The organism is Aeromonas sp. 96A (assembly GCF_051919165.1).
In the GTDB taxonomy this organism is placed as follows: domain Bacteria; phylum Pseudomonadota; class Gammaproteobacteria; order Enterobacterales; family Aeromonadaceae; genus Aeromonas; species Aeromonas veronii.
In genome coordinates this window covers 116,732-137,397 of record NZ_JBQBFE010000001.1, presented here as the reverse complement: position 1 = coordinate 137,397, position 20,666 = coordinate 116,732, and the positions used below count along the sequence as shown (strand labels likewise).

The 20,666-nt window shown below is 59.3% G+C and carries 16 protein-coding genes and 1 other RNA gene; 8 read left to right on the top strand and 9 right to left on the bottom strand.

Annotation, left to right across the window (positions count from 1 at the left end):
- Positions 1-58 precede the first annotated feature (58 nt).
- Positions 59-955, top strand: coding sequence for a LysR family transcriptional regulator (locus ACTG2W_RS00625; protein WP_106843786.1), 897 nt, complete (start codon positions 59-61; stop codon positions 953-955).
- A 515-nt stretch (positions 956-1,470) separates the two neighbouring features.
- On the top strand, positions 1,471-4,122 hold the full coding sequence (locus ACTG2W_RS00620; RefSeq protein ID WP_429103702.1) for a phage/plasmid primase, P4 family: 2,652 nt from the start codon (positions 1,471-1,473) through the stop codon (positions 4,120-4,122).
- A gap of 130 nt (positions 4,123-4,252) precedes the next feature.
- Here the strand turns inward: ACTG2W_RS00620 and ACTG2W_RS00615 are convergent, their stop codons facing one another.
- The 9 genes from ACTG2W_RS00615 to ACTG2W_RS00575 all read right to left on the bottom strand — a co-directional run bounded on the left by ACTG2W_RS00615 (position 4,253) and on the right by ACTG2W_RS00575 (position 13,362).
- Positions 4,253-5,392, bottom strand: a complete 1,140-nt coding sequence (locus ACTG2W_RS00615) for a site-specific integrase (RefSeq protein WP_106843783.1) — start codon at positions 5,390-5,392, stop codon at positions 4,253-4,255.
- Between the two features lie 84 nt (positions 5,393-5,476).
- An RNA gene (ffs, locus tag ACTG2W_RS00610) (signal recognition particle sRNA small type) lies at positions 5,477-5,573 on the bottom strand.
- A 102-nt stretch (positions 5,574-5,675) separates the two neighbouring features.
- Complete coding sequence (locus tag ACTG2W_RS00605) at positions 5,676-6,464, bottom strand: sulfite exporter TauE/SafE family protein (RefSeq protein ID WP_040068144.1); 789 nt, start codon at positions 6,462-6,464, stop codon at positions 5,676-5,678.
- Between the two features lie 105 nt (positions 6,465-6,569).
- Positions 6,570-8,006, bottom strand: coding sequence for an arginine-ornithine antiporter (gene arcD / locus ACTG2W_RS00600; protein ID WP_005336921.1), 1,437 nt, complete (start codon positions 8,004-8,006; stop codon positions 6,570-6,572).
- A gap of 358 nt (positions 8,007-8,364) precedes the next feature.
- Entirely contained in the window at positions 8,365-9,144 is a 780-nt protein-coding gene (locus tag ACTG2W_RS00595; RefSeq protein ID WP_440015970.1) for an SDR family oxidoreductase, read from the bottom strand.
- A gap of 52 nt (positions 9,145-9,196) precedes the next feature.
- On the bottom strand, positions 9,197-10,099 hold the full coding sequence (gene mmsB, locus ACTG2W_RS00590; RefSeq protein ID WP_440015969.1) for a 3-hydroxyisobutyrate dehydrogenase: 903 nt from the start codon (positions 10,097-10,099) through the stop codon (positions 9,197-9,199).
- Between the two features lie 51 nt (positions 10,100-10,150).
- Positions 10,151-11,263 carry an enoyl-CoA hydratase/isomerase family protein gene (locus ACTG2W_RS00585; RefSeq protein WP_440015968.1) on the bottom strand — a complete coding sequence of 371 codons (1,113 nt, stop codon included), beginning with the start codon at positions 11,261-11,263 and terminating at the stop codon, positions 10,151-10,153.
- A gap of 18 nt (positions 11,264-11,281) precedes the next feature.
- Positions 11,282-12,064, bottom strand: a complete 783-nt coding sequence (locus ACTG2W_RS00580; RefSeq protein ID WP_005345131.1) for an enoyl-CoA hydratase — start codon at positions 12,062-12,064, stop codon at positions 11,282-11,284.
- 140 nt (positions 12,065-12,204) lie between these two features.
- Complete coding sequence (locus tag ACTG2W_RS00575; RefSeq protein ID WP_440015967.1) at positions 12,205-13,362, bottom strand: acyl-CoA dehydrogenase family protein; 1,158 nt, start codon at positions 13,360-13,362, stop codon at positions 12,205-12,207.
- A gap of 319 nt (positions 13,363-13,681) precedes the next feature.
- On the opposite strand from ACTG2W_RS00575, the gene ACTG2W_RS00570 reads away from it, so the two are divergent.
- The 6 genes from ACTG2W_RS00570 to ACTG2W_RS00545 are packed head-to-tail and all read left to right on the top strand — an operon-like array spanning position 13,682 to position 20,642.
- On the top strand, positions 13,682-14,824 hold the full coding sequence (locus tag ACTG2W_RS00570) for an isovaleryl-CoA dehydrogenase (RefSeq protein WP_323891763.1): 1,143 nt from the start codon (positions 13,682-13,684) through the stop codon (positions 14,822-14,824).
- The gene (locus ACTG2W_RS00565) at positions 14,821-16,431 is read left to right on the top strand and encodes a carboxyl transferase domain-containing protein (protein WP_335838006.1); all 1,611 of its coding nucleotides are present in this window, start codon (positions 14,821-14,823) and stop codon (positions 16,429-16,431) included. Before ACTG2W_RS00570 ends, ACTG2W_RS00565 begins: the two co-directional genes overlap by 4 nt.
- An 11-nt stretch (positions 16,432-16,442) precedes the next feature.
- Positions 16,443-17,297 (top strand): enoyl-CoA hydratase-related protein, encoded by an 855-nt coding sequence (locus ACTG2W_RS00560; protein ID WP_335838007.1) that lies wholly within the window; start codon positions 16,443-16,445, stop codon positions 17,295-17,297.
- On the top strand, positions 17,294-19,264 hold the full coding sequence (locus tag ACTG2W_RS00555) for an ATP-binding protein (protein ID WP_440015966.1): 1,971 nt from the start codon (positions 17,294-17,296) through the stop codon (positions 19,262-19,264). The genes ACTG2W_RS00560 and ACTG2W_RS00555 overlap by 4 nt, the downstream gene beginning before the upstream one ends.
- Complete coding sequence (locus ACTG2W_RS00550) at positions 19,261-20,229, top strand: hydroxymethylglutaryl-CoA lyase (RefSeq protein WP_440015965.1); 969 nt, start codon at positions 19,261-19,263, stop codon at positions 20,227-20,229. The genes ACTG2W_RS00555 and ACTG2W_RS00550 overlap by 4 nt, the downstream gene beginning before the upstream one ends.
- Positions 20,230-20,231: 2 nt before the next feature.
- Positions 20,232-20,642, top strand: coding sequence for a MerR family transcriptional regulator (locus ACTG2W_RS00545; RefSeq protein ID WP_088869132.1), 411 nt, complete (start codon positions 20,232-20,234; stop codon positions 20,640-20,642).
- The last annotated feature ends 24 nt before the right edge of the window (positions 20,643-20,666 follow it).

Genomic DNA, 20,666 nt, shown 5'->3' with positions numbered 1-20,666 from the left:
TAATTGCAAGTGTGTTCAATAGCAAAAAATCAAAAACACTATTCGGAATAACTAAAAAATGCTTGATAATCTTAATGTATTTTTAACCATTGTAGAGAAAGGGAGTCTTTCTGCCGCAGCTAGAGAACTTGGATTGTCTCCTGCAACTGTATCTGAGAGATTATCCGCATTAGAGAGGTTTTATGAAGTTTCATTAATTCAAAGGACAACTCGCTCGATAAGACTGACAAATGAAGGCAGGCTTTTAGAAGAGGATAGTCGGAGGCTTTTACAGGATTTTGACCTGATAAAATCCAGATTGAGAGATCAAAATGAATCCGCGTCAGGCGTAATAAAGATAAGCGCCCCTATTGACTTTGGCTTATCCAGATTAGTACCGATGTTAGAGTCATTTACATCCTCAAATGAAAACATTGTAATTGACCTAAACTTAACTGATGAATATGAGGATCTTATAAGCAAAGGCATAGATTTGGCTGTTCGTTATGGGAACTTATCCGATAGCACACTTCGTAAAAAACTTCTCGCTGTAAATCAGAGAGTTGTTTGTGCATCTCCTGAATATTTAATAAAGAATGGTGAGCCAAAACATCCGAGCGAACTCATTAAACATGACTGTTTAGCTATGCGTTTTGGGTCTTATACAGAAAAACGCTGGGATTTCTCTGAAGATGGAAAACTTTTCACCATGGATTTAAATTGTAAAAAGTTAAGTAACAGCGGCTATTTGATCAGACATTGGTGTTTGCAAGGAAAAGGTATTTGCCTTAAATCTATATGGGATGTAGATGATGACATTCGTAATGGAAGACTTGTTGAAATATTATCTACATATAGGCAACCAACTAATAGCCTTCAACTTGTATATCCATTTTATGGAAGAATGCCAATTAGAATAAGGATGCTTATTGAACACATATCTAACTGTTTCACTGAACTGAAAAAAATAGCTTAACAGCGACTATAAATCCTAGACTTCGCTGGCAGAAGGTTTATCTTACCTTCAAACTACTGGCATAAGTTTCTACGATAGCTTATATCGAAGAGATACATACATATAACAACATAGTTATAATATAACTTTTGAAAAAATATTATACAATTAAACGTTTATGTTCAAAATGTCATGAAGTAGTCACAGGGATGGTGACTACTTCATTCTAATTACTTGGGTCACACTTCCAGAAAATCCCTTCATGATATTTATGAAAATAATTCATATTTAAAATTTCACGTAGTTAACAACAAAAACTCGATTACAGACCAGAATGGGGCTGAATACAACGATTGTATTACATCGGCTAATCCGTATAGTCGGGGTTATCGGCGGGCCGACGCCCCCGCACATGCACCTTGGCTCACGCCATAAGCCCTCGGGGGGCGCCAATTACCCGACCTGATTACCGCCGCTTGGAACGCCTACACAACTGATTTTAGTTCCACAGCAGCGGTCATCGAAGGAGAGACACCATGTCTCAAACCCAACAAGTTGACCTTGAATTTGCCTTGGCCGATGCTGGCCACTCCCTGACTATCGACTTTGCTGCCATCAAAGAGCACTTCCCCATTATGGATGTCGCCTCGGCCCTAACCGGGCAAGACGTCAAGAGAGTCGGCTGCAACACCTATCGACTGGACGATGCCAGTTGCCCACTGTGCGGCCATAACGACTGCTTCACCCTCTATCCTGACGACGATAGGTTTAAGTGCTTTAGCTGTGATGAACATGGGGATGTGCTCGATCTGGTCGTCAAGTGCGACAAAGCCCGTAGCCCTGCTGATGCAGCCCGCTTGCTTCTGCTGGGCGAACTGACCGTCACCCCGACCGTTCGCAAAGTGGTGAAGCTGGAGCAGCCGATCTACACGGCCCCACCTGCTCGCCTGCAAGAGCTCTTCAAGCTGGCCGCCAACCACTATCAGACTCGCCTGGATTTAGACGAACTGATGGAGCGGCGTGGACACTCTGAGGAGGTGTTGGTGGGGTTGGATATCGGCTTCTCCGGTGGCCTGAACAAGGCTCTGAAGGATGCCGGGTTCAGCCAAGAGGAGCGGCTGGCCTCCGGTCTGGTCAAGCCCCGCAAGGATGCCCCTGAGCAGCTTCGCGACTTCTTCCCGAGTGGCGTCTATGTGTTCCCGCACTTCGACCGCAACGGACAAGTCAGTCGCTTCACCTTCAAGGATCCAAACAAGGGTCAGCCGTACCAACTGCCGAGCCGTCATTGGCTTAACGGGGTTCAGTTCTACGGGGAAGATAGTCTGAATGCCCCTGGCCCTGTCGCCCTGGTAGAGGGAGAGAATGACCGACTGTCGCTGGTGGACGCCGGTTGGCCAGGCCCTGTGTTGGCTACCATTGGCACGCTGTCACAGACCCAGCTGGAGTGGCTGAAGCGTGAGCTGACTGACCGTGACGTCGTCACCTTCTTCGACACTGATGAAGCTGGCGACAAGTACCGTTCCAAGGTGGCTCGGCTCGGCCTCAAGCTGACTCAGGTCAAGCTGCCGGATAGCGTCAAGGACATCGACGAATATCTACACGGCGACAACCCGTTGCCTCTAACCGAGCTGGTGGCGTCATTCACTCTGGTTGAGTCTGTGGCTGAAGCCGAAGCCGAAGCCGAAGCCGAAGCCGAAGCCGAAGCCGTTCAGGACGATGATCAGCAGCCGGAAGTCGTCAAGGTCATGCCACGTACTGCCATCTTTGAAAACGAGCTCAACGATTCAGCCAACGCCGAACGGTTTGTGCAGATGCACGGGCATAACCTGAAGTTCGTCCCTGAGTTAGGTGGCTTTATCCACTTCGATGGTACGCACTGGACCCAGAATGACTTGATGCCCATGACCCTTGCCCAAACCGTGGGCAAAGAGATCCAGGAAATCGGGCAGGCCCTGATCAAAAAGGCGTGCAAGAAAGAAGAGTTCGCCTGGGCATATTCGGTACACAGACACGGTTCTAGCAGCCTTAACCGGGCAGGTATTCAGAACATGCTGGAGCTGGCCAAGCCGATGATGACGGCAAGACTGCACGAGCTGAACGCCAATCCGATGCTGTTGGGCACGGCCAATGGTGTCATCGACCTGAAGTCGGGTCGCCTGTTGGCACCGAGACGGGCATTCATGATGACCCACCACAGCCCAGTGGCCTATGACCCGACCGCCACCTGCCCACGATGGGAGCAGTTCATCGGCGAGATCACCTGTGGTGATGCCGAGTATGCGGCCTTCCTGCAACGTTGTGTGGGCTACTGGATCACCGGCCGCACCGACGAACAGCTCCTGTTCTTCCTCCACGGGGGCGGCTGCAACGGCAAGAGTACCTTCATGTCGGTCATCCAGCAGTTGCTGGGAGAGTTCAGTCGGCAGATCAGCAGTAACGTCTTGCTGTTCAACCGCAACGGCAATAACGGGCCGAACCCGTCCCTGACCAAGCTGGTGGATGCACGTCTCGTGGTCGCCAACGAGCTGCCAGAGGGTTCTCGCATGGATGAGAACTTGGTGAAGGCCATGACAGGGGATGACGTGATTGTCGCTCGTGCTCCCTACGCCAAGAAGGAGATGGAGTTCCACCCATCCTTCTCTCTGGTGATGGTGGGCAACCACAAGCCCGAGATCCGCGATACCAGCAATGGCATGTGGCGTCGGATGCTGATGCTGCCTTTCAATGCCGCCTTCACGAAGGCACAGCTGGACCCCATGCTGATGGAGAAGCTGCGGGCCGAGATGCCCGGCATTCTGAACTGGGCCATCCAGGGCTGCCAGATGTGGCAAGAACAGAGACTCAAGGCATCGATTCCTGCTCGCCTCAAGCAGGATGTCGAGACCTACCGTGCTGAGTCGGATATGGTCGGCTGCTTCCTGGAAGAGTGCACACAGGCCAGAGCAGTGGCCAAAGTACCCATGAGTGAGGTCTATGCAGTCTACAGCCGCTGGGCACAGCAGAACGGTGAATGGGCCATGAAGCAGTTGGCCCTCAAGAAGAAGCTGATTGAGAAGGGCTTTGCTGTCCCCCGCTACAACAGCAAGGCAACCGTCATCGGGTTGACCCTGCTCGATAGCGAGATGGCGGGCATGACGGTCTCAACCCACCGAGAGCAGCCGGAGACAGGAGCGAACTACACAGTATAACGAATGGGGGGCCTGTGGGCCCCTCTGCCGTTTTTGACTTTCCCGTTTTGCCCGCCAACAACGGAAAATGGACCAAACCAAACAGTCAATCTGCCGAAGTTTCAGCATCTCGGCAGACCCATCCTTCCCTTTATCCGGCATCAGCAAAGGATGAAAGGGCCGCCTCTATCACCTCTTTGAGCTTCTCCAGCGAGACATCCCCTCCGTATCGGTCATAGCTGATCGCCCCGTTGGTGTGACCCAGGATCGCCGCCGCATACTGCAATGGCACTCCGTGATCTTTGAGGGCTGTTCCCACGGTATGCCGCAGGCTGTGGAAGTCCTTATCTAGAGGGCGATGGCGGCTAAACCACTGCCCCCACAGGTGGCTGTATCCATCCTGGCGATGTGGCAGTTCAGGGAAGAGGCGTCCCCCTATCCTCCCCTTCACAAACTCGATGAAACCGTTCTGGAGGAGGTGTCGATGGAGAGGAACCAGACGAGCACTGTTGGCCGTCTTGAGTTTCTGGTCTGGCCGTCCACTGCGAATATTCAGGCACCATATACCGTCAACCTGTTGCACATCATCGGCATAGAGCTGGCAGATCTCGTTGGCTCGAGCCCCGGTGAACAGCCCCAGCAGAACAATCCACCTACGGTGGGGCTCTTGCTGCTTAGCCCACCCGATAAACTTGCGACGTTCTTCCGCTGTGTACCCACTTCGTGAGTTCACCTCCTTGGCTCGCTGTAGCTTCAATCCGGCGAAGTGATTGATGACCCCATCCTGATGGTTAGCCAGCCAGTTAAACAGCAGGGAGAGCTTCTGGAGATACTTGTTGATCGTCGTTGGGCTTTTGCCGGAGTTCAGCAGGTCCTCCTTGAACTTGACCACATCCGCTTTCGCATAGTCAGCGGCCGGTCTATCACCCAGCGCCTTGATGAAGCAGCCGATGTAGTTCTTCTGGTTGCTGAGCTCTTTCGGTGCCCAGGAGAGGGCCTTCTCTTTCAGATAGCGGTCACTCAAGACCGACAGGAGCGGAGCAAGCGGTTTGGCCGCCGGAACAGCAGGCTTGATATGCGGCTGAGGTTGAGGGTTCTCTGGCTCGCTTGCGGATTGTACGACTGGCTGAGCTCTGGAACGCACACAGGCAAGCAGTTTCGCAACAGCTGCACGGGCCGTCAACTTGTCTCGGGTATGCAGGGATTTTTTGATCTCTTTACGACGACCACAGGGGAGCGTGGTGACTTTCCGGTAATACCAGATGCCGTGGGGACTGAGCCAGAGATTCATCGATGAGCTCCTCGTCGTCCACACAAAGTGGATGACCAAGGGCTTTAGGAAGCTAACTTATTGAATTGCAGAAACAAGTGGTGGCCCTACCAGCCACATCCCGGCACTCGAGTCCCCCGCCTTGGCTGCTACCTTCCGGTCCTGACCAGGTCGACGGGTTATCAATGCGAGAGGACCAATAGGACCACCGGCGAGGAGAATAGGCAAACTGGGCGTTCAATGCAACGGCTTTCTACCATCCAACAGATCGTTTGCCTTATTTTTCAACAATCTGCCGAATGAATCAGCTAAACAGCATAAATTTCGCCCCCACCAGCAGCATCAGCAGAGCAAATGCCTGCTTGAGGCGTCTTGGTGACAATCGGTGTGCCAGCTTGGCACCAAGGCGGGCGAACTGGGTACTGGTCAGCACAATGCCCAGCAGGGCGGGCAGATAGATGTAGCCCACACTCCACTCGGGCAGATCCGCATGCCCCCAACCCGCATAGAGGTAGCTGAGGCTCCCCGCCAGCGCGATGGGCATGCTGCAGGCGGCTGAAGCCGCTACCGCATTGCGCATTGGCACCGAGTTCCAGCTCAGATAAGGGACGGTCAACGAGCCACCGCCAATACCAAACAGCGCTGACATCCAGCCAATGATGGTACCGGCGATGCCTGTGCCGAGCGCCCCCGGCATATGGCGCTCCGCTTTGGGCTTGAGATTGAGCCCCATCTGTAGCGCCATGCTCCAGGCGAAGCAGCCGATAATGATATTGAGGGTACTGGCACTGAGCAGATTGGCCGTCATACCACCGAGCCAGGCACCAACCAGCATGCCCGCCCCCAATCTGCGGATCATCACCCAATCGACGGCGCCCGCTTCCTGATGTGCTCTAAGCGAGCTGAATCCGGTAAAGATCATGGTGGGCAACGAGGTGCCAAGGGCCAGATGAGTAATGATTTCAGGGTCGATGCCCTGGGCGCGAAAGGTCATGACCAGCACGGGGACAATGATAAGACCGCCGCCGATCCCGAACAGTCCCGCCAGCATACCGGCAAAGGCGCCCAGCAGGAGGTAACCCATAAACAGCATAAAAATTCCTGTGTTAAACAAAAACTGGCCAACACGGCCGGGCAAGAGTGGATATCTGCATGAAAAAAAAGAGATGGCGTGAGGGCCATCTCTTCATTGTGCCGGTTAGTGCAGTGGAATGGTACCGTCCATCACCTTGTAGAAGGCCAGTACGGCACAGCCAAGCAGGGCCGCCGTCATCCCCTGCTCCAACCGGTTAAGGCCGCGCAGACCGTGATGCTGACGCGCCTTCCAGTAGATGAAGATGCCCGGACTATAGAGCAGCGCCACCAGCAACAGGTACTCCACACCGGCTGCGTAGACCAGCCAGCAGCCGTAAACCGTCGCCACCAGGGCCAGCAGCAGGTCACGCTTGCGCTGATGGGGTTGACCCTGATAAGTCTCCCCTTTCAATGCCAGCTTCAGGCCATAAGCGCCCGAAAAGACGTAAGGCACCAGCGCCGCCGAGGTTGCGATGTTGACCAGCGCCAGATAGGTGCTGCTCTGGAAGTAGATGATGATCAGGAAGATCTGCACCAGACAGGTGGAGCACCAGAGGGACACCTGCGGCGAGCCGTTCTTGTTCTCCTTGGCAAACCAACCCGGGAACACACCGGTCTTGCCTGCGATGTAGGGCACTTCAGCGGCCAGCACGGTCCAGCTGAGCAGCGCCCCCATCACTGACACCACCAGACCAATGTTGATAAGCCAGGCGCCCCAGGGGCCGACCACTGCCTCGAGGATCATGGCGGTCGAAGGGTTCTTGAGCGCCGCCAGTTGCGGCTGGCTCATGACACCAAGCGAGAACAGGGTCACCATCACATAGAGTGTCAGGGCGCCGAGCAGCGCCAGCACGGTGGCACGGCCCACATCCTTGCGATGACGGGCACGGGCAGAGACCACCACGGCCCCTTCAATCCCGATAAAGACCCAGAGGGTCACCTTCATGGTGGACTTGACCTGATCCATGACGGAGCCCAGCTCCATGTTGTTCTGGCCCCAGATATCAAGAGTGAAGGTATCCATGTTGAAGGCCAGCAGGATCGCGACACAGAAGACGATGAGCGGCACCATCTTGGCGATGGTGGTGACGATATTCACCAGTGCAGCAACCTGTACCCCGCGCAGCACCAGCGCATGCACTGACCAGATCAGGATGGAGGCCAGCGTGATGGCCACCGGCGTATTGCCGTCACCGAAGATGACGTTGTCAGGCGTATCGAAGAAGTAGCTCAGGGCGCTGAACACCACGATGGCGTAGGAGACGTTGGCCAGCAGTTGGCAGAGCCAGTAACCCCAGGCGGCGTTGAAACCGATAAAATCGCCGAAACCGGCTTTGGCATAGCTGAAGATACCGCCATCGAGATCAGGGCGGCGCATGGAGAGGTTCTGATAGACCAGCGCGAGACAGATCATGCCAAGACCGGTGATGGCCCAACCCAGGGCGACCGCCCCGGCACTGGCATGCGCAGCAATGTTTTGTGGCAGACTGAAGACCCCGGCGCCGACCATGGAGCCGATCACCAGCGAAATGAGGGCGCCCAGCCCTAGTTTCTTGTCCATTTCAATCCTGTTTATTTAGGCGGCGGCAGAGCGTCCGTATTCATACTGCGCGCAATATGGGAGGGGCTGGGAATCCTGACCCCGTGAAAAAGGCGGCAACTATATTGCATGACTATTCCGACCGCAATCCCTCGTCCCGTCAATCATGCACCGCCTTGACCACGCGCAATTTTACAGCACTGACCCATATGGCCTGTGAGCTGGCTCAAATTAACCAAGACCCATTGATATTTCTCATTTTTCTGCCAACACAACCTGACTCGCATGGTTCCTATGCATCGCCATTCAGGCACTCTCTGTATAAATAATCTGCATAAAAAAGCCCCGGTGGAAACACCGGGGCCCATTATGTAAATCCCTATAAACGCAAACCGCCATCCAGTTCAATCATCCGCCCCGACAGATAGTCGTTGGCAAAAATAAAGCTCACCGTCTCGGCCAGCTGTTGCACCTCGCCAAGGGTGCCGACCGGAATGGCCTGCTGCATCCGCGCCATCGCCTCCGGCTTCATCGCCGCCGTCATGTCGGTGGCAAACACCCCGGGGGCAATCCCCATCACCCGAATGCCATGGCGCGCCAACTCCCGCGCCCAGGTCACCACCAGCGAGGCAACCCCCGCCTTGCTGGCGGCATAGTTGCTCTGGCCAATATTGCCGGCGCGGGCGATAGAGGAGATGTTGATGATGACGCCCCCCTGCCCCCCTTGCGCCATCAGCGCCGCCCCCTCGCGACCGCAGAGGAAGGTACCGGTGAGGTTGACGTCAATCACGCTCTGCCACTGGGCCAGCGTCATCTTCTCCACCAGCTCACCCTCTTTCACCTTGATCAGCATGCCGTCGCGCAGAATGCCGGCGCAGTTGATAAGACCGTGCAGCACCCCAAAACGCTCCTTGATGGCAGCAAAAACCGACTCAACCTCGGCTTCGCTCGCCACATTGCAGACAAACAGCTCGCACTGGCTATCTTGATCGCACTGATCATTCTGGCTGCGCACCATGGCGGCGGTCGCCTCCAGATCGGCGCGATTGATGTCGAGCAGTGCCAGCGTCGCCCCCTGTGCGCCCAGGGCCAGCGCAATGGCCCGTCCCAAGCCACGTCCGGCGCCGGTAATAACGATGACCTTATCTTTGATATCCATCAATGCTCCTTGTAGCTGGTCGAAGGGAGATGCCTTGAAGAGAGGTGGCCCGTCAGGCGGGATCCTGTTTATCCAGATAGAGTTCGACGATGCTGGAGAAATCGCGGCTCCCCTGCCCCTTAGCGGCATGCAGGTTGAACAGGTTGCGGGCCAGCGCCCCCATGGGCACCGTACTGTGGCCATGCTCGGCCAGCGCCATGGCCAATCCCAAATCTTTCACCATCAAACGGGTCATAAAGCCCCCCTGATAGTTGCGGGCGGCAGGGACATTCTCCATCACCCCGGGCCAGGGGTTGTAGCGCTCCAGACTCCAGTTGTTGCCGGAGCTCTTGCCCATGATGGTGGAGAGCACGGCGGGATCCAGCCCCTCCTTCACCCCGAGGGCCAGCGCCTCGGCAGTGCCCGCCATATGGATCGCAAGCAGCATGTTGTTGCACATCTTGGCGATCTGCCCGGCACCCAGCGCCCCGGCGTGAAACAGGTTCTGCCCCATGCAGGCGAGCAAGGGTTTTGCCGCCTCGAAATCTGCCGCGTCGCCGCCAACGATAAAGGTGAGCGTCCCGGCGGCCGCACCGGCGACACCGCCCGATACAGGGGCATCGATAAAGCGCAAACCGCGGGCGCGGGCCGCCTCCCCGACCTGACGGGCAGAGTCGACATCGATAGTGGAGCAGTCGATCACCAGTGCGCCAACCGGCAGGGCTGCCAGCAGATCCTGCCCCTCAGACAACCAAAGGTCGCGCACATGCTCCCCCGCAGGTAGCATGCTGATCACCACCTCGCAGCCGGTCACCGCCTCACGGGCATCCCCCGCGGCTATGCAGCCAGCGGCGATAGCGCGCTCAATGTTTTGGGCAACCAGATCAAACACCTGCACCGTATGCCCGGCCCTGGCCAGATTGGCCGCCATGGGCCCCCCCATGTTGCCGAGCCCGATAAACCCTATCCTTGTCATCCCGCTTGCTCCTTGCGTTGCTGATGGCGGCTTCCGCCGGTTGCCAAGATGTTATTCCTTGCAGGCCAACGGATTGCGCCCCTGAGGCCAGCGATAGAAATCATTCAGCCACTCCCCCTCCGGTGGCAACTGTTGCCAGCGGGGATCTTTATCCTTGTCGATCAGCAGTGCCCGCACCCCTTCCACAAAATCCCCCTTCAGCACGCAGTTGACCGAGAGGGTCAGCTCCTCGGCAAATACCTCTGCCAGTGAGTTGCGGCGAGCCTGCCAATATTGACGCCACAAAATGGCGCGGCTGATGGGGCTGCCGGTGCGGCAGAGCTTCTGCGCCTGCTGGAGTAACGTCTCCTGTTCATCGAACTGAGCTTCGAACAACCGCGCCAATACCCCATGCAACGTGCGCCCCGCCAGCAGGGCATCGATCCTCTGTTGATGGGGCAGCAGCACAGGCGCTGGCAAGCGGGCCGCCACCTCACCATGCAACCCCGTGAGCAGCAGATCGATCTGCTCACGGGGATCACCACTGCCAGTCCAGTCGAGCACGGCGAGGCGTAATAACAGCGCACTGCGCTCGCCACTGGCGATGGCGTGATCCGCCAACCCAACCCCAAGGGCATCTGCGCCATTAAAGCGGGCGCCAGTCAGACCGAGCCAGAGCCCGAGCCGCCCTGGCATCCGGCTTAAAAACCAGCTCGCCCCCACGTCGGGGTAGAGGCCGATGGTCACCTCCGGCATGGCAAACAGGCTTCTTTCGGTGACAACCCGAAAATCGGCTCCGGCAAACAGGCCAATGCCTCCCCCCATGCAGATACCGTCCGCCACGCAGATCAGGGGCTTGCGGTAAGAGTGGATGTGGTGGTCGAGCCGGTACTCCTGCTCGAAAAAGTCGCGGGCATATTCGAACAGTTCCGATCCGCTTGCCTCCTGCTTGCGGTAATAGAAGGAGCGGATATCGCCACCGGCACAAAATGCCTTCTCACCCGCCCCCTGCAGCAGCACACAGACGATGGCGGGATCCTGCTCCCAACGGGTCAGCGTCTGTTGCAGGATCTGGATCATCGGCAGGCTTAATGCGTTGAGAGACGCAGGGCTGTCGAGGGTCAACACCCCGATCTGATGGCCATCTTCGGTGGGATAACAGCTAACCTTGACCGGCTCACTCATAAACGGCTCCGTATGGATTTATTCTGTTGGGCCATATTGCCAGCGCGGTAAGCGTTTCTCCAGGAAGGCGGCCACCCCTTCACGCTGGTTGGCATCGCTAAAGAGATCGAGAAACAGCGCACGCTCAAGGGGCAAGGCGGCATCCCGCGGGCCACTGCGGCCCTGATTGATCAGGGTTTTGCAGGCGCGCAGGGCGCTCGGGCTCTGGCGCTCCACCAGATGGGCCATCTGGTGCGCCGCCTCCCACGCCTGACCGGTTTTCACCACCTCCTCCACCAGCCCCATCTCGTAGGCCAGCGAGGCACTCACCTTCTCACCGCAGAGGATCATCCGCTTGGCCCAGCCCGGCCCCACCAGCTCGGTCAAACGCTGGGTGCCACCGGCACAGGGAAGCAAGCCCACCGAGGCTTCCGGCAGTCCCAGCAACGCCTGCTGCTCGGCGATGCGGATATCACAAGCCAGCGCCACTTCCAGCCCACCGCCCATGGCATAACCATTGATGGCGGCGATACTGACGCCGTGAAAACGAGCCAGCGCCTCGAAGGCCTTGCCAAAGGCCTCGGCTACTTCGCGGGCCAGCTCGACATTCCCCTCGACAAACATATTGAGGTCGGCACCGGCGCAGAAAAATTTGTCGCCCGCACCACGGATCACCAGTGCCACCACATCGGGACGACTGTCGAGCTCCACCATCATCTGCAAAAAGGCCTGCAGGCTGGCGAGGGTCCAGGTATTGGCAGGGGGATGGTCGAGGGTGATATAGGCCACGTGGCCATGATATTCGAGTCTGATCCTTGTCATAACATTGTCCTTGTCGATGAAGCTGCTGCCATGATGACAGGCTTGAATGACGCCAACCTGTGGCTGGCTCACAAAGCCGAAACCGGCATGGCACAGTGCAAATCGGGTGGCAGGCAACACACCCTTGATGCGACCACCGGTTAGCCCAGCGACAAACCGGGATCGGCCAGCAGGCGGCGCGCGATGATGAGTCGCATCACCTCGTTGGTGCCCTCCAGAATGCGGTGTACCCGGGTATCGCGCAGGTAGCGCTCGAGCGGATACTCGCGGATATAACCATAGCCGCCAAAGAGTTGCAGAGCCTCATCACAGATTCGATAACCCACATCGGTGGCAAACCGTTTGGCCATGGCACACCAGGCACTCTTGTCGGGTGCCCCGCGATCCAGCTTGTCGGCGGCCTGACGTACCAGCAGGCGGGCGGCAGCCAGCTCGGTCGCCATATCGGCCAGGCGAAACTGCACGCTCTGGAATTCGCTGATCGGGTGACCAAATTGCTGGCGCTGCTGCACATAGGCCAGCGCATCGTCCAGCGCCTGCTGGGCTGTGCCCACCGAACAGGTGGCAATATTGATGCGCCCCCCATCGAGGGCCTGCATGGCGAACTTGAATCCTTCCCCCTCTTCGCCCAACCGATAACAGGCAGGAATGCGAACCCCGTTGAAAACAACCTCCCGGGTCGGCTGGCTGTTCCAGCCCATCTTCTCTTCTGCCTTGCCATAGCTCACGCCGGGGGCATTAGCCGGCACCATAAAGGCTGAGATCCCCTTCGCACCTTCACCACCGGTGCGCGCCATCACCACCAGCACATCGCTGCTGCCCGCGCCCGAGATAAAGACCTTGGTTCCCTCAATAAGATAATTGTCACCCTCGCGCACCGCCCGGGTCTTGAGGGCCGCCGCATCGGAGCCAGCGCCCGGCTCGGTGAGGCAATAGGAGCCCAGCAGCTCACCGCTGGCCAGTTTGGGCACCCACTCCTTGGCAACCTCGGTGGGCAGCCAGCTGCCCAGCATCCAGCTCACCATGTTGTGGATAGTCAGATACGCCGTGGTCGAGGTACACCCCATGGCGAGGCGCTCGAAGATGAGGCTCGCATCGAAGCGAGGCAGCCCCAATCCGCCAAACTGCTCCGGGGTATAGAGGCCACAAAAACCTAGCCCGGCCGCCTGCTTGATGGTCGGGATCGGAAACTCATGCTCCTTGTCCCAGCGAGCGGCATGGGGTTTGAGCGCCTCATCGGCAAAGGCGGCGGCCGCCTCCACATACGCCTGTTGATCATCGGTCAGGGTAAAATCCATCTAGTCGTTCACTCCCTTGTTGCCCCACGCTTATTTTCCCGCGCTTACTTTCCTGAGTTAGTGCTTTATGACGCGGCGCCCACACACTGGTCATTCGGATCTGCCACTATGGCGCTGTTGTCGTGGTAGCTGATAACGCTCTCACTACCACCGCTTTATCGACACACAACAGATTAACAATTGATTTACGTTTACGCTAACGTAAACTTGTGGCAGAAGTGAAGTACAAAAATGGACCGACCACTGCCAGCCGTAACGCCGAGTCAGCCGGTCGAACCAACCTTCCTACCCGACTGTCATATCCGCAAGGAGAGCATGGATGCAGATGGATGAGACCCTGAATGCCCTGACCGAACAGGTTGCGGCCTTCTGCCAGAAAGTGATCGCCCCGCGCGCCAGCGAGATCGATCAGAGCAACGCCTTTCCCCGTGATCTCTGGCCCCGGATGGGTGAACTGGGGCTGCACGGCATCACGGTGGCGGAGGAGTATGACGGGGTGAACCTCGGCTATCTGGCCCATGTGCTGGTGATGGAGCAGGTAAGCCGCGCCAGCGCCTCGGTCGGCCTCTCCTACGGCGCCCACTCCAATCTCTGCATCAATCAGATCCACCGCCACGGCACGGCGGAGCAAAAAGCGCGCTACCTGCCCCCGCTGGTGAGCGGCGAGCATGTGGGGGCGCTGGCCATGAGCGAACCGGGCGCCGGGTCCGATGTGGTCAGCATGCGCCTCACCGCGGAGAGCGAGGGCGATCACTTCGTGCTGAACGGCAACAAGATGTGGATCACCAACGGCCCGGATGCCGACACCTTCGTCATCTATGCCAAGACAGATACCAGTGCGGGCCCCAAAGGAATTTCTGCCTTTATCGTTGAAGCCGGCACTCCCGGTTTTTCTACCGCCCAGAAGCTCGACAAGCTGGGGATGCGCGGCTCCAGCACCTGCGAGCTGGTGTTCGACAACTGCCGAGTGCCACAGGAAAACCTGCTGGGCACCCTGCACGGCGGGGTCAAGGTGCTGATGAGCGGGCTCGATTACGAGCGGGTGGTGCTGGCTGCGGGCCCCCTTGGCATCATGCAGGCCTGCATGGATGTGGTGCTGCCCTATGTGCGTGAGCGCAAGCAGTTTGGTCAAGCCATCGGCGAGTTCCAGCTGGTGCAGGGCAAGCTCGCCGACATGTATACTCGCCTCGCCAGCAGCCGGGCGCTGGTCTACTCGGTGGCGAGCGCCTGCGATCAGGGTCGCACCAGCCGTAAAGATTGCGCCGCAGCCATCCTGTTTGCCGCCGAAAACGCCACCCAGATGGCCCTCGACGCTATCCAGCTGCTCGGCGGCAACGGTTACATCAACGAATACCCCACTGGCCGCCTACTGCGGGACGCCAAACTCTACGAGATCGGCGCCGGCACCTCGGAGATCCGCCGCTGGCTCATCGGCCGCGAGCTGATGGGAGAAAATGCATGAGTCGTATCCACTCCCGCCTCGACACGGCGAGCCCGGAATATGCGGCCAATCGGGCCGCCATGCAGGGGCTGGTCGATGATCTCCATGCCCGCATTGCCGAGATCGCACAAGGGGGCGGCGCGGCCAACAACTCCCGCCATCAGGGCCGTGGCAAGCTGCTGCCCCGCGAGCGCATCAATCAGCTGCTGGACCCGGGCTCCCCCTTTCTCGAACTGTCGGCACTGGCCGGCTGGCAGGTCTATGATGAGCCGGTGCCCGCCGCCGGCATCATCACCGGCATCGGCCGGGTCTCTGGGCGCCTGTGCATGCTGGTGGTGAATGACGCCACCGTGAAGGGCGGCACCTACTACCCGCTCACGGTGAAAAAACATCTGCGCGCCCAGGCCATCGCCGAGCGGCTGCGCCTCCCCTGCCTCTATCTGGTGGATTCCGGCGGCGCCTTTCTGCCAATGCAGGACGAGGTGTTCCCCGACCGGGATCACTTTGGTCGCATCTTCTATAACCAGGCCCGCATGTCGGCCCAGAATATTCCCCAGTTGGCGGTGGTAATGGGGCTCTGCACCGCCGGCGGCGCCTATGTGCCCGCCATGGCGGACGAGTCGATCATGGTCAGGGAGCAGGCCACCATCTTTCTGGCCGGCCCGCCGCTGGTCAAGGCCGCCACCGGCGAGGAGATCAGCGCCGAGGCCCTGGGTGGCGCCGAGGTGCACTGCGCCCACTCCGGGGTGGCTGATCATATGGCCCGTGACGATGCCCACGCGCTGGCCATCGCCCGAACCCTGCTCACCCATCTGGGCAGTGACCATGTTCCGCTCTCGGGTTTGGCATCGACCTACGATGAGCCAAGCTACCCGATAGAGGAGCTCTACGGTCTGGTGGGCACCAGCCTCAAACGCCCTTACGACGCCCGCGAACTGATCGCCCGACTGGTGGATGGCTCTGACTTTGACGAATTCAAGGCGCTGTTCGGCACCACACTGGTGACCGGCTTTGCCCGTATTTGCGGCATGGAAGTGGGGATCCTCGCCAACAACGGCGTGCTGCACAGCGACAGTGCCCAGAAGGGGGCCCACTTTATCCAGCTCTGTAACCGGCGTGCCATCCCGCAGCTCTTTTTGCAGAACATCACTGGCTTTATGGTGGGCAGCACGGCAGAGCGCGAAGGGATCGCCAAGCACGGCGCCAAGCTGGTCACCGCAGTGGCCTGCAGCCGGGTGCCCAAGATCACCCTGATCGTCGGCGGCAGCTTTGGTGCTGGCAACTACGGCATGTGTGGCCGCGCCTATGAACCCGATTTTCTCTTTAGCTGGCCCAACAGCCGCATCTCTGTCATGGGTGGCGAACAAGCTGCCGGAGTGCTGGTGCAGGTGCGTCGGGACAAGCTGACTGCCGAGGGCAAAGATTTGAGCGAGCAGGAGGCGGCCGCCATCCGCGCCCCGGTGATCGAGCAGTATGAGCGCCAGGGTCACCCCTACTACGCCAGCGCCCGCCTCTGGGATGATGGCGTCATCGACCCGGCCCAGAGCCGCACCGTGCTGGCGCTGGCACTGGCCGCCTGTCAGGGTGCCCGCATTGAACCCGAGCAGTGCGGCATCTTCCGGATGTAAGGAGCAAGCATATGTCCGATCCACTCACTTCCCCTGCACTCAGCTCGTCAGCCCAGAACCCGTTTCGGCTGGAGCGGCACGGTCCGCTGGCCGAGCTGGTGCTGTCGCGCCCGGCCCACCACAACGCCTTTGATGCCGACCTGATGCTGGGGCTGCTCGACTGCCTCGATGACCTGGCCCATCTCCATGGTCACTCACTTGCCGAACGCCCCCACGCTCTGCTGCTGCGGGCAGAGGGCAAACACTTTTGCGCGGGCGCCGATCTCAACTGGATGCGCAATCTGGCCCACGCCGATTTCGAGCACAATCGCGAAGATGCCCGGGTACTGGCGCGGCTGATGCAGACCCTCGATGAGCTCCCCTTCCCCACGGTGGCGCTGGTGCAAGGGGCCGCCTACGGCGGGGCGCTGGGGCTGATCTGTGCCTGCGATCTGGTGCTGGCCAGCGATGATGCCCGCTTCTGCCTCTCAGAGGTGAGCCTGGGTCTGGTGCCTGCGGTGATCAGCCCCTACGTGGTGCGCACTATGGGGATGCGTCAGGCGCGCCGCTACATGCTCAGTGCCGAGCCGTTCGATGCCATTACCGCCTGTCGGCTCAATGTGGCACACCAACTCTGCAAACCGGATCAACTGCTGGCGGAGGGACGGGCACAGGCCTTGCGTCTGTGCCGCAACGGGCCAGAGGCAATGAAAGAGACCAAACGGCTGCTGGCGGCGATAGAAGCCCATCCTTCCCGCCTGCACGAAGAAAAAACCGTCGAGACCATCGCCCGGGTTCGGGTGGGGCTCGAAGCCCAGGAGGGGATGCAAGCCTTCTTTGACAAACGCCTTCCCGCCTGGCGTCCCCGTTTCAAGGATGAGACATGACCCATCACACTCAGATTAAACGCCTGCTGATTGCCAATCGCGGCGAAATCGCCGTGCGCATCATCAAGACGGCGAAACGCCTCGGCATTCACACCATCGCCCTCTACTCCGATGCCGACGCCCACGCCATGCACACCCACCTGGCCGATGAGGCCTGGCATCTGGGGCCCGCACCGGCCAGAGAGAGCTATCTCGACACAGGTAAGGTGCTGAAGATTGCCAAAGAGGCGCGCGCCGATGCCATCCATCCCGGTTACGGCTTTCTGTCGGAAAACAGCGATTTTGCCACCGCCTGCGAACAGCGCGGCCTGCGCTTTGTCGGCCCAAGCGGCGCCGCCATTCTCGCCATGGGCGACAAATCGGGCGCCAAGGCGCTGATGCAGGCTGCCGGCGTACCTGTGCTGCCCGGCTATCACGGCACGGATCAACGACCAGACTTCTTGCGCGATCAGGCGAGCCAGATTGGCTTCCCGCTACTTATCAAGGCGGCCAGTGGCGGCGGTGGCAAGGGGATGCGCCGGGTCGATCAGCTGGCCGACTTTGACGAGTCGCTGGCGGCAGTCAAACGGGAAGCCAAGGCTGCCTTTGGTGACGATCTTGTGCTGCTGGAGCGCTATCTGCCCCGGGCTCGCCACGTGGAGGTGCAGGTCTTTGCCGATAGCCTCGGCAACGCCATCTATCTGGGGGACAGGGACTGCTCCTTGCAGCGACGCCATCAGAAAGTGATCGAAGAGGCGCCCGCCCCCGATATCCCTCCGGCTCTGCGCCGCGCCATGGGGGAGGCAGCCGTGGCCGCAGCCAAAGCCATCCATTATCAGGGGGCTGGCACCATCGAGTTCCTGCTCTGCAAGGATGAGTTCTTCTTTATGGAGATGAACACCCGGCTGCAGGTGGAGCATCCGGTCACCGAAGCGGTGACCGGGCAGGATCTGGTGGCCTGGCAACTGGCCGTGGCCGAAGGCAAGCCGCTGCCACTCACTCAGGAGGAAGTTGTGCTGCGCGGCCATGCGGTGGAAGCGCGCCTCTACTCCGAGGATGTGGCGGCCGGTTTTCTGCCTGCCAGCGGGCCTATCCACTGGCTGCAGTGGCCGGATGACGTGCGCATCGACACCGGCGTTACCGTTGGCGATGAGGTGAGCCCCTATTACGATCCCATGATCGCCAAGCTGATCGCCCACGGCCAGAGCCGCACCGAGGCGTTCGCCAAACTGGCAGATGCGCTGGCGGCACTGGATCTCGGCCCGCTGGTGCACAACGGCCCGTTGCTGCTGCGCCTGTGTGAAGAGCCCGACGTCATGGCCATGGGCCACCATACCCAGTGGCCCATTCCCACCACAGCACAGCCCATTCCTGAGCTCGCCTGGCCGCTGGCAACCCTCTGGCTGGCGAGCCGCCCTGCGGGCACCTCCCCCTGGCAGCAAGCCTGCGGATTTCGGCTAGGGCCGGTTCGCTGCTGGACAGCGGCGGTGCGCATCGGTGATGAGCACCGGGTATTGACCCTTCACGATCATGGCAGCCAGTTTGAGTGGCAAGGGGAGACTCATTGCTACCAGAGAGGTGACGATCATATCCGGCTGCAGCAGGGTGGCTGCTGGCAACAGATCCCCATTCAGACGGTCGCAGGCCCGGAGGCAGCCTTCATCATGACCCTGGCGGGCCAGCGCATCCGCTTCGCAGCCGATGATCGGCAGCACAGCCACCACCATGATCAGGCAAGCGAGAAGGCGCAGGGCGCCATCGCCCCCATGCACGGCATAGTGGTAGCCGTGCTGGTCGAACAGGGACAAGCGGTCAACAAGGGGCAACCCCTGCTGGTGCTGGAGGCGATGAAGATGGAACACCAACTGCGTGCAGAGCAGAACGGGGTAATTGAAGCCCTGCAGTGCAAACAGGGCGAACAGGTAAGCCAGGGGGCCGTGCTGGTGCGCTTTGCCGAAGAGATAGCTTCACAGGAGGATCACCCATGAACCGATCACAGGACGTCCGTGACGACAGGGTCAGTCTGGTGGAGATGGGGCCGCGCGATGGTCTGCAAAATGAAGCCGCGCCCCTCTCCCTGGTGCAACGGCTGGAGTTGATCCAGCGCCTTACCGACAGCGGTCTGCAACGCATCGAGGTCGGTGCCTTTGTATCGCCCAAAAAAGTGCCGCAGATGGCAGACTCCGCCGCACTTTTTCAGGCACTGCCGCGCAAGGGCTCAACCCGTTACGGCGCTCTGGTGCCCAATCTGCAAGGCTTGCAGGCAGCCATTGCCGCCCGCGCCGACGAGATTGGCCTCTTCACCGCCTGCTCCGACGGTTTTACCCGGGCCAATATCGGCATCAGCGTGGAGGAGTCGCTGGTGCGCTTCGCCCCGCTGGTGCAGGAGGCTCGCCGCCTCGGCATCAAGGTGCGTGGCTACCTCTCCACCGTCATCGCCTGTCCGTTCGATGGCCCGACCCGCCCGAAACGGGTCGCTGCCATGGCCGAGCAACTGCTGGATCTCGGTTGCCACGAAATTTCGCTGGGGGACACCATAGGCGTTGGCACCCCGGGCACGGTGGCCCCCATGCTGGATGCGGTGCTGCACGAGATCCCGGCGGGGCGACTCGCGGTCCATTTTCACGACACCTACGGCCAGGGGTTGGCCAACCTGCTACCCGCGCTGGAGCGCGGCATTCGCACCATCGACTGCTCGGTGGCGGGACTTGGCGGCTGCCCCTATGCGCCGGGCGCCTCCGGCAATGTGGCGTCAGAAGAGGTGGTCTACCTGCTACACGGCCTTGGCATGACGACGGGGGTGGATCTCGACAAACTGGCGGCCACCGGCCAGTGGGTGAGCGAGCTGCTCGCTCGCCCCAACGGCTCGCGGGTCGGTCAGGCCCTGCACGCCAATGCCGAGCGGCTGCGTGCCCGCCTCTGCCAGCCACACGCCCAGCAACAGGAGTCATGACCATGTCCCGTTCCCTGCCCGGCAAGGAGATCACCTACAGCATTTCGGAGCTGGCCCACGAGTTCGATGTCACGCCGCGCACCATCCGCTACTACGAGGATGAGGGGCTGCTCACCCCGCTACGGGAGGGGCAAACCCGCATCTACAGCCATCGGGACAAGATCCGACTCAAGTTGACCCTGCGCGGCAAACGGCTGGGGTTTAGCCTGGCCGAGATCCGCGAGCTGTTCGATATGTACGACACCGACAAATCGAGCAAAACCCAGCTCCACTCCATGATCCAGCTGATCGAGGCAAAACGCGGCGCCCTGCGCCAGCAACTGGAGGATATCCAGATGGTGATGGCCGAGCTGGAAGCCGCCGAACAGCGCTGTGTTAATTCCCTTAACAGCTTGAAAAGCGGCGCAGATTAACCGAATCTGGGAGCAAGCTATTGC

What these genes read in the sequence shown, in the direction of transcription:
- ACTG2W_RS00625 (WP_106843786.1), top strand. Translation starts at nt 59, where the DNA reads ATGCTTGATAATCTTAATGTATTTTTAACCATTGTAGAGAAAGGGAGT.
- ACTG2W_RS00620 (WP_429103702.1), top strand. Translation starts at nt 1,471, where the DNA reads ATGTCTCAAACCCAACAAGTTGACCTTGAATTTGCCTTGGCCGATGCT.
- ACTG2W_RS00615 (WP_106843783.1), bottom strand. Translation starts at nt 5,392, where the DNA reads ATGAATCTCTGGCTCAGTCCCCACGGCATCTGGTATTACCGGAAAGTC.
- ACTG2W_RS00605 (WP_040068144.1), bottom strand. Translation starts at nt 6,464, where the DNA reads ATGCTGTTTATGGGTTACCTCCTGCTGGGCGCCTTTGCCGGTATGCTG.
- arcD (WP_005336921.1), bottom strand. Translation starts at nt 8,006, where the DNA reads ATGGACAAGAAACTAGGGCTGGGCGCCCTCATTTCGCTGGTGATCGGC.
- ACTG2W_RS00595 (WP_440015970.1), bottom strand. Translation starts at nt 9,144, where the DNA reads ATGGATATCAAAGATAAGGTCATCGTTATTACCGGCGCCGGACGTGGC.
- mmsB (WP_440015969.1), bottom strand. Translation starts at nt 10,099, where the DNA reads ATGACAAGGATAGGGTTTATCGGGCTCGGCAACATGGGGGGGCCCATG.
- ACTG2W_RS00585 (WP_440015968.1), bottom strand. Translation starts at nt 11,263, where the DNA reads ATGAGTGAGCCGGTCAAGGTTAGCTGTTATCCCACCGAAGATGGCCAT.
- ACTG2W_RS00580 (WP_005345131.1), bottom strand. Translation starts at nt 12,064, where the DNA reads ATGACAAGGATCAGACTCGAATATCATGGCCACGTGGCCTATATCACC.
- ACTG2W_RS00575 (WP_440015967.1), bottom strand. Translation starts at nt 13,362, where the DNA reads ATGGATTTTACCCTGACCGATGATCAACAGGCGTATGTGGAGGCGGCC.
- ACTG2W_RS00570 (WP_323891763.1), top strand. Translation starts at nt 13,682, where the DNA reads ATGCAGATGGATGAGACCCTGAATGCCCTGACCGAACAGGTTGCGGCC.
- ACTG2W_RS00565 (WP_335838006.1), top strand. Translation starts at nt 14,821, where the DNA reads ATGAGTCGTATCCACTCCCGCCTCGACACGGCGAGCCCGGAATATGCG.
- ACTG2W_RS00560 (WP_335838007.1), top strand. Translation starts at nt 16,443, where the DNA reads ATGTCCGATCCACTCACTTCCCCTGCACTCAGCTCGTCAGCCCAGAAC.
- ACTG2W_RS00555 (WP_440015966.1), top strand. Translation starts at nt 17,294, where the DNA reads ATGACCCATCACACTCAGATTAAACGCCTGCTGATTGCCAATCGCGGC.
- ACTG2W_RS00550 (WP_440015965.1), top strand. Translation starts at nt 19,261, where the DNA reads ATGAACCGATCACAGGACGTCCGTGACGACAGGGTCAGTCTGGTGGAG.
- ACTG2W_RS00545 (WP_088869132.1), top strand. Translation starts at nt 20,232, where the DNA reads ATGTCCCGTTCCCTGCCCGGCAAGGAGATCACCTACAGCATTTCGGAG.